At 34.0% G+C, this 9,813-nt stretch carries 6 protein-coding genes; 3 read left to right on the forward strand and 3 right to left on the reverse strand.

Features of this window, described 5'->3' with window-relative positions; translation table 11 throughout:
• Together ACOYLP_RS08490 and ACOYLP_RS08495 are read right to left on the reverse strand one after the other, a co-directional pair.
• On the reverse strand, positions 1-3,585 hold a 3,585-nt coding region (locus ACOYLP_RS08490), incomplete at its 3' end, for a hypothetical protein (RefSeq protein ID WP_422855746.1).
• A gap of 16 nt (positions 3,586-3,601) precedes the next feature.
• Positions 3,602-4,129, reverse strand: coding sequence for a hypothetical protein (locus tag ACOYLP_RS08495; protein WP_422855747.1), 528 nt, complete (start codon positions 4,127-4,129; stop codon positions 3,602-3,604).
• 683 nt (positions 4,130-4,812) lie between these two features.
• Here ACOYLP_RS08495 and ACOYLP_RS08500 point away from each other — a divergent pair.
• From ACOYLP_RS08500 to ACOYLP_RS08510, 3 genes are read left to right on the forward strand one after another with little or no spacing between them, the layout of a single operon-like run.
• The gene (locus tag ACOYLP_RS08500) at positions 4,813-5,298 is read left to right on the forward strand and encodes a SixA phosphatase family protein (RefSeq protein WP_422855748.1); all 486 of its coding nucleotides are present in this window, start codon (positions 4,813-4,815) and stop codon (positions 5,296-5,298) included.
• A gap of 1 nt (position 5,299) precedes the next feature.
• Entirely contained in the window at positions 5,300-7,414 is a 2,115-nt protein-coding gene (gene ppk1 / locus ACOYLP_RS08505; protein WP_422855749.1) for a polyphosphate kinase 1, read from the forward strand.
• A 43-nt stretch (positions 7,415-7,457) separates the two neighbouring features.
• Positions 7,458-8,348, forward strand: a complete 891-nt coding sequence (locus ACOYLP_RS08510) for a Ppx/GppA phosphatase family protein (RefSeq protein WP_422855750.1) — start codon at positions 7,458-7,460, stop codon at positions 8,346-8,348.
• 10 nt (positions 8,349-8,358) lie between these two features.
• Here the strand turns inward: ACOYLP_RS08510 and dnaX are convergent.
• A partial coding sequence (gene dnaX, locus ACOYLP_RS08515) for a DNA polymerase III subunit gamma/tau (RefSeq protein WP_422855751.1) occupies positions 8,359-9,813 on the reverse strand: 1,455 nt, incomplete at its 5' end.

Below are 9,813 nucleotides of genomic sequence, written 5' to 3' on the forward strand. Positions count from 1 at the left end.
ACAAGTTGTAGTATTAAAGTTAGCAGTCTCGTAGCAAGCTAATCCTGTTGGAGCAACAGGTTGAGATCCTGTTACATCCCAAGCACAAGTTGTAGTATTAAAGTTTGCAGTTTCGTAGCAAGCCAATCCTGTTGGAGCAGCAGGTTGAGATCCTGTTACAACCCAAGCACAAGTAGTTGTATTAAAGTTAGCAGTCTCGTAGCAAGCTAATCCTGTTGGAGCAGCAGGTTGAGATCCTGTTACATCCCAAGCACAAGTTGTAGTATTGAAGTTTGCAGTTTCATAACAAGCTAATATTGGTTGAGTCACATTTGGACAGGTAATTTGAATAGTTACAGTTGCCTGATCACAATTGGTAGGATTTAGTATTTCACAGATTTGATATACTAAGGTATAGCTTCCAGCTGGAGTTCCTGGTGCAACTATTACATTGGTTCCAGAAAGTGTAATTCCTGGGTTAGATGACGATACGAAAGTTGTATTTACTTCTGAAGGCACCACAGCAACCCCATTTAAAGTATCATTAGACAGTACATTTGTAAAAGCAGTTCCTCCGGTTAATGCAATTGAAGCTGAAGCTACATCATCTTGAGCTACTATAGCCGGTGGTGTAACAGTTACAGTCACTACTGCTTGGTCACAATTGGTAGGATTTATTATTTCACAAATTTGGTAAGTTACAGTGTAAGAACCTGCAGCAGTTCCAGGAGCTACGTTTACAGCGCCTGTTAAAGGATCTAAAGTAACACCAGGATTTGTAGTTGAAACCTGAGTAAGGATTACATTTGAAAGAGTAGCTTGATTTCCGTTTAAAGTATCGTTTACTAAAACGTTAGCAACACTTTGTCCACCGGAAGCACCAATAATAGAAGTTCCATTGTCATTAACTGCATCAATAATAGGTCTGCTAACAGTAATTGTTACAGTTGCAGAATCACAATTTGAAATATTATTGATATCACAAATCTGATAAACAATAGTGTAAGTACCGGCAGGTGTTCCTGGAGGTACAGAAACTTGACCGTTAGAAGTATTGATTAAAGGAACCGGATTTCCACCGATAGGAGTTGCAGGAGTAACAATTGATATGGTTACTTGGCTGGTTGTTGCCGGATTGCCATTTACAGAGTCATTACCATTTCCATTATTAGTTAGAATGTTACCAATATTAGAGTTGCCTGTTGTTCCGTTTCCACCACTAATGGTGTCGTCTACTGCAATAATAGAAGGACATTTTGAAATAGTGAATGGAAAGTTACATCCGTTACCACCACCGGCAGGAACAGCATAATAGGTGACTGTAGAACCGGCAATAAGCGGAATAGGATTGTTATCTGAATATTGTATTGAATTAATTGTTACAGGGAATTCATTGAAGAAAAGTGATCCCGGAGGAAAATTAGAGGCTATATTTGAAGTACCCACAGTAGTATCTTCACTACAATAAGTAAAGTTTCTTAAGATATTATTGCCAGAACAGTTTTGAGATACATAGTTTGAACCATCAATAGTTAAATAAATAGGAGCAGGTATAGGTTCTCCAAAACAATTACCAATAGGTTTATAGCCTTGTATTAGTGGTGTATTATTTAAATTCACCGATGTGATACCACTTATTCCTGTTGAATATCCATTAACAGAAATCAAATCTGTACAACTAGCGTTGTTCAAAATCGAACAATTGGATGTTGCTCTTAATTTGAAGGTTAATTTGGCTAAAATTGTATTTGGGTTTGGTGGTAAAACTAAAGTTCCGAAATCCCAAACCAAAGAACCTGTAACTCCTAAACTAGGGTTGAAGCTAATGTTGTTTGGAGTAGGAGTTGTTTGTGGGCTAAATATAGTACCAACTGCACTGCCAGGGACATAAGAAGCATTATAAGGAATTGGAATAATAAGTTTGTAATTATTAATAGTTTCAGTTCCAATATTCTTGATGTCAACACTGAAACCAGCCTCTTGATTAGGGAGAATAATATAAGGTAGAGTAGCGGGTGAACCATTAATAGTTGTAGTTGTAATTACACCTTCAACTTCAGGAACATAGGCATCAACCGACATGGCTATTGCAAAAATAGAATAGGTGTCTGAAGTAGTTCCGTATTTGAAGTTGGTTGACGTTTGGCCGGGTCCAATAACGGTATTGTTATTATTTGGAACATTAAACATGGCAATGTCTATACCTGTATTATTTACTAAATTCGGATTTCTAGTACCTCCCACATTGATAGAGGAGTTAAAGAAATTGGTGGTTGAATTACCGGAATGACTTAGATCAGTATAAGTAGTTGAGTTAAGATTTCTGATTCTGAAATAATCGCCGGTGAAATTAACATCACCTTCACTGGCCATTAATCCTAATTTTAAACCAACATTTCCAGTTTGAACAGTATTGAAACCTGATACAGGTAAATCATGACCGGTGGTATTACTTGCTACTACATAAGCATAACCATCAAAAATGGTAATGTCTCTCCATTTCATTTTGGAATTTTCATAGATGACGATCATTCCCCAGCCTCCAGAATACCCAGTTCCTCCAGGATCGCCTTCTAAAAGAGCCATGTCAGCAACTGTATATTGCCCGATTCCATTGGTTCTAACATAATCAGTAATTTCAGCGTACGCAGAATAAATATCATCATCACTACCTGAAGGATAATATATATCAGTTGCAGCAGCAGTAATTTGAGTGTAAGAAGATGCTGCTGGGCCTTTTAACGAAACAATTCTTTTGTTAAATGTTTTAGTAACATTTGCAAAAGTAGTAACGGTTCCTGTAACATTTACATCAGCATTAGAGAAATTTTGAGTATCAGCAGCTGACAAGTTTGTTCCTGCATCGCGGATCAGTCTTCTTATTGTCAAAACAACATTCCCGTCTGTAATTGCATAAGGAGTAGTAAGTGTTGCTTGAGTTCCAGCACCATTTATAGTAGCAGGAATATTAGATTCCGCACCTCCGTTTATAGATAAGGTTACTCTATTAGGCGCAGAGCTGTTATAGAATCTGAATGCATAGGTAAATCCATTTCCGGTAAAAGTATAGACTGGATAACGGTTATTGTTAGTTCCTCCTCTGGTTACAGAAAGCGCATAGTTGGTGTTCGCAATATTTTGATTATTTATTATATTCAAATTATTGTTTATTGCTTGTGTACCATTGGGAACTGACTTAGTTACATTGAAAGTAGCATTAGGTGAAGATTTTCCTGTCCAGTATAAACCAGCATAAATAATGTTGGAACAAGACGGCACCGCACCATTCTCTGATGATAGAACCAATGTTGAAGATGAGGAATTGAATGTGTTCGAATCACCATCTGTATCCACATAGGTCATAAATTGTCCATTGTTATTTGTGGTAGCAGTATAATTTTGAGGAGTTAAGCATGTGTTTCCTAACATAGTAAAGTCTCCCTTAACATTGTATATCTTTTTGGTAGGAGTATACTGAGAGGTTCTTTGAGTAAAAGCTTTTCTCACTTGGGCATTAGCAGTATTAGAAATTCCTAAAAGAATTACCAATACTATTGCAATACATTTAAGCTTATTAGTTATTGAATTTAAGTATATATTTTTCATATCTTCTGTTGTTCAATTATTTATTATCTCCATTGTCGATTTTATAAAACACACTATATTTTTCATCATAGTTAGTAATCATATTTGCGATTTCACTAGATGATATATCTATGCTAGAGACTATGTAGATGTATTTTAATTTTTTAAAATTACTAAGTAACGCCAAGTTGATAGATGAGTTTAATTGAGATGCATTATCTATTTTGATTATGACAATTTCAATGTTGTTTTTTAAAGTTACTAAATTGTCAACTTGAGCCAATGAGTTCATATCTGTAAACAAATTTACTGGCATATCACCATATGTATTTACTGTATTTGAATAGCAATAAACAGATGGTTGAACATTAGTAGTTAACGTTTTTAGATTCTGAGCATTAAGTTTAGCTACATTTGATGCTGTACTTTTTTTTGCAGTATCGAAGTAGGAATCAATATTAGTAACAGTGACTATACCACTCTCTTCACTAATGTTTCGTAATTGCCCATTAATGTTGGAGTAGAAAAAAATTAACATTAATAGTAGGAAGACTTTTCTTTTCATAATTTGACTTGATTTTTCAAACAATATTAGATTAGTTTGAAGGTTAAATAATAGTTTGGGTTATTTGTTTTTGCAATAATTAGTTTTGTGGAATAGATTTGTAAAAGCATCATTGGTAGTGTTTTTTGTATGTGTTATATTTAGATAGATAATTGGGTTATTCTATTTAAGAACTCAAAAGTAAACTAGTTTTTTTTTTTTTTAATAAAAAATCTACAAACAACACGAATACCCGATAAAATCGCATATTTCAATCATTTTTATAGTTTTAAATATGGGTTTTTTAGTTGCAAAGTTTGACATGACATTTGGGGTGTTTAGGTTACTATTTTAACATAGTATTTATTTTTTACAGTTCGAAAGTAAATAGTTTAATTTAAACCACCAAAAAAAATATCGATAAAATGTACAATTTCATAGATAAAGTGCATAAAATAACATTTAATAATATAAAAATACTACAAAAATTACCTTAAGATCTTGTTTGAAAACTATTTTATTTTTGACATTTTACTAATCTTATACTTATTGAATATTTTTGTCAAATATTGCTAGAATTTAACCTGTATATCATTTTTAAATAACTATTATAAATAGAGTTTTTAAAGTCATTAGATAAAATGAATTTTGAATGACATAAAAACTTAAATTTATACTATTAATAACTTTGAAAATTTTTAATTATGAAACAACTGATATTAGTTAGACACGCCAAATCAAGTTGGGGAGCGCCACTTCAGGATATTGATAGACCTTTGACTAATAAAGGTATTCAAGATGCACATTTAGTTTCTTCTCAAATTAGCAACCAAATTCCAAAATCATTTTTGGTTTGGAGTAGTATTGCCAAAAGAGCCTCAGAAACTGCTGTTATTTTTGCACAAAATATTTCATATCCTATTGAAAGCATCATTTTTAAAGAAGAATTATACACTTTCGATGAAAGCAAGTTGGAAAAAATTATCAAATCATGTCCAAATGATTATGATAACTTAATTCTTTTTGGACACAATGAGGCAATTACAAATTTTGTCAATAAATTTGGAAACATTTTTATTGATAATGTTTCTACTTCCGGATTTGTAAAGATTATATTTGACAATGACTCCTGGAATGACATTGAAAAAGGAGTTACAAAAAAAGTTATTTTCCCAAGTGATTTAAGATAATATGAGTACAGATTCCCGTTTTCGTTATATAGATAGAGAAAAAAGTTGGTTGGCATTTAACGCCAGGGTTTTACAAGAAGCAGCAGATGAATCAGTCCCATTACTAGAAAGACTTCGATTCATAGGTATTTTTTCCAATAATTTAGATGAATTTTTTCGAGTAAGATTTGCCGCTATTCGTCGACTTAGTTTGTCAGGTCAAACAGGCGAAAAAATTCTTGGTGGAATTTCTGCCCAGCAATTGGTTAAAGAGATTACAGAAATAGTAATTAAACAACAAACTGAAAGTTTGCGTGTACTCAATGAAATCGAAAAAGAATTAGTAAAACAAAATATTATTATCATAGATGAAAATGAAGTTTCGGAAGAACACGAAAATTTTGTAAAAGATTTTTTTATCCAAAAAATAAGTCCCGAACTCGTTACAATTATCTTAAATGACTTGGCAGAATTTCCTTTGTTAAAAGATACTTCGGGTTATTTAGCCGTCAAATTGGTAATGAAATCGGAACAGAAATCGAGCGTGTTGGGTTTAATAAAAAAAGCAAAATCCGAAGTGCGTTATGCCATCATCGAAATCCCAAAAAATACCAATCGAATTGTAGAGCTTCCCAACAAAGACGGAAAACAATATTTGATAATGCTCGATGATTTAATTCGCTATAATTTGAGTAGTATTTTCAACATTTTTGATTACGAAAGTATTTCAGCTCACATGATAAAAATCACACGTGATGCTCAACTCGACATCGATAGTGACATGAGTAAAAGCATGCTCGAAAAGATTGCTACTTCTGTTAAGGATAGACGTATTGGCGAACCTGTTCGGTTTGTGTATGATCAAGATATTGAAAAAGATACGCTTAAATTTTTCCTTTCTAAAATGGGAATCGATGCTTCCGACGGTGTGATTCCGGGAGGAAGATATCATAACCGCCGTGATTATATGAACTTTCCCAACCTTGGCCGATTTGATTTGTTGTATCCTCCTAGAGTGCCACTACCGGTTGATGGTTTGTCACTAGATGGCAGTCTTTTGAATAAAATAGCAAAAAAAGATTATTTGATTAATGCTCCTTTTCAGTCGTTTTCGTATCTAATAAAATTCTTGCGTGAAGCCGCCCTCGACCCAAAAGTAACTTCGATAAAAATCACCTTATATCGATTGGCAAAAAATTCTCAAATAATTAGCTCACTTATAAATGCAGCGAAAAACGGGAAGAAGGTTACTGTTCAAATAGAGCTTCAAGCACGTTTTGATGAAGCCAGTAATATATCATATGCAGAGCAAATGCAGCAGGAAGGTATTGAACTTATTTTTGGTATCAAAGGATTAAAAGTGCACAGCAAAATATGTTTGATTGACCGAATTGAAGACGGAAAACTAAAGCGATATGGCTTTATTTCAACTGGAAATTTCAACGAAAGTACGGCCAAAATTTATACCGATTTAACGCTATTTACCAGTCATCAGCAAATCTTGAAAGACGTTTCTAAAATCTTTGATTTCTTCGATGTAAATTATAGAATCCATCGTTATAAACACTTGATTGTTTCACCTCATTACACGCGCTCTAAATTCTATAAGTTGATTGATAGAGAAATAAATAACGCAATTATGGGACGTCCAGCATATATTAATTTAAAAATGAATAGTATTTCAGATTACCCAATGATTGACAAACTATATGAAGCTAGTAATGCCGGTGTAAAAATTAAATTGCAGGTGAGAGGAATCTGTTCCTTAATTCCGGGCGTGAAGGGAATGAGCGAAAACATAGAAGCCGTTAGTATTGTGGATTACTTTTTAGAACATACACGCTCCTATATTTTTTGCAATAATGAAGATCCGGAAGTCTATATTTCATCAGCCGATTTTATGACTCGTAATTTAGATGGTCGTGTAGAAGTTACATGTCCAATATATGATGATGAAATCAAAAAACAAATTATTGATACCTTTAATATTGGCTGGAAAGGGAACGTTAAAGCGCGTTATCATTCTGAAAAATTTGAAAATAAATACCGTATTCGTGCTGAGGGAGAACCTATTTTTAGAGCCCAACACGAAACGTATAATTATTATAAAGAAAGGTTGGAAACCTTAAACGATTAAATTTAAACTACTGCCTGTTGGCTAATTACTATTGCCTCAAAATATGATTTCAATTAAAAAATATGCTGCTATTGACATTGGTTCCAATGCTATGCGGTTGCTTATTACTAATATTGTTGAACAAAAAGATAAGGAAACCCAATTCAATAAAAGTTCTTTAATTCGGGTGCCAATCCGTTTAGGGCAAGATGCATTTACCGTTGGAGAAATTTCAGTTGAGAATATTGACAGAATGGTTGATGCTATGAAAGCATTCAAACTCTTGATGAAGGTTTATCAGGTAGAAAAATATAAAGCTTGTGCTACATCAGCCATGCGTGAAGCTTATAACGGTAAAGAAGTAGCAGATATAATTAGAGAAAAATGCGATATTGATATTGATATCATCGACGGAAAAATTGAAGCTACAATTATTGCGTCTTCTGATTTGCACGATTTCATAAAAACCGATCAAACCTATTTATATGTGGATGTTGGTGGTGGAAGCACTGAATTTTCTCTGTTTGCTAATGGCAAAATGATTACCTCCAAATCATTCAAAATCGGAACCGTTCGAATGTTGAACAATATGGTAAGTGATATCGTTTGGGAAGAAATAGAAAAATGGATAAAAAATAGCACAGCCGAATATGAAAATGTTATCCTAATCGGTTCCGGTGGAAATATCAATAAACTATTCAAACTCTCGGGTAAATTACAAGACAAACCTTTATCTTATTTATACCTAAACTCACAATATCAATATTTGAATTCATTGACTTACGAACAGCGTATCGCCGAGTTAGCATTAAATACTGACCGTGCCGACGTTATCATACACGCAACCAAAATATATTTAAACGCTATGAAATGGAGCGGAGCTCGTCAACTTTTTGTACCAAAAATAGGTTTGGCTGACGGAATTGTAAAAGCGATGTATCAGGGAAAATTATGATCAGTGAAGTTTACTCATTAATCTCTAGGCCAAACAGATTTCGCATCAATTCTAAATTCGGATTGAGTTCTGCCAAACGGTTGTATTTATCTTGTGGAGTATAACTCTTTTTGAGCACCAAAGTCTCATTCACTTTTACATCAATTGTAATATCATGATTATGTAATTTTCCTCTCAAATAACCTAAAAGTTCTGGCTTTTCTTTTTCAAAATCTATTTTAGAACTCTCATTCGGTAATTCGTGAATGATAGTTGTGCCCTCAAGAATTGGGTCATTAATCGTTAACAAAGAAGCCACAATGCGAAATCCTTTATCTTCAATGCGTTGCGCATATTTAAGCCATTGCTCCAACATTTCCGTTTCGGTAAAAGGTTCGCTGGCTAAATGCACTACTTCTTTTACAGTCGACTTTTGAACTTCTGCCATTTCTTTCTTCGCACGAATGCTAGCCAAAGACATGGAGGAAACTTTGGGTTGAAGGTTGTTGGTTGTCTGTTGATTGTTGATATTTACTTCTTTATCAACAATTTCTTCTGCTTTTTGCGTTGTGGGTTCTACCTTCTGAATTTCTTCGGCTAATGGTTTTTGGCTTCTGGCTAATGGCTCATTAACTTCCGAAATGGAATAATCATTCCTGCGGTAATACGTTGGTGGAATTATAAAGTCAGACTTTTTTTTTTCTCCATCAAAATTGATAGAGCTTAATTGCATTAGCGCCAGTTCTACCAAAAGGCGTTGGTTCTGAGATACTTTATATTTTAAATCACAATCATTTGCAATATCGATACCTTTTAACAAAAATTCTTGAGTTACTTTTTGCGATTGTTGTCCGTATAATTTTTGTGCGGCTTCACCCATTTCCAACAACGAAAGGGTAGCCGGGTTTTTGGCAACTAATAAGTCTCTGAAATGCGATGCCAATCCGGCAATGAAATGATGTCCGTCAAAACCTTTAGACAAAATATCATTATAAGCCAACAAGACTTCAGGGATTTTGTTTTCCAAAATCAAATCGGTCATATTGATATACGTCTCATAATCCAAAACGTTCAAATTCTCTGTAACCGCTTGACGGGTTAAGTTGTTTCCGCAATAAGAAACTACACGGTCAAATATTGATAAAGCATCTCTCATGGCACCATCAGCCTTTTGAGCAATAATATGTAAGGCATCGTCTTCAAATGCTACATCTTGACTTTTCGCTACTTCAGCCAAATGATCTTTGGCATCTTTCACCGTAATTCTTTTAAAGTCAAAAATTTGGCAACGCGATAATATGGTTGGAATTATTTTGTGTTTTTCGGTTGTAGCCAAAATAAAAATGGCATGTTTTGGCGGTTCTTCCAGAGTTTTCAAAAACGCATTGAAGGCTGCCGGAGACAACATGTGTACCTCGTCAATAATATAAACTTTATATTGTCCGGTTTGGGGCGGGATTCTAACTTGGTCTATTATATTTCTAAT

Origin of the sequence: Flavobacterium sp., assembly GCF_049318325.1 — a bacterium.
GTDB lineage: Bacteria > Bacteroidota > Bacteroidia > Flavobacteriales > Flavobacteriaceae > Flavobacterium.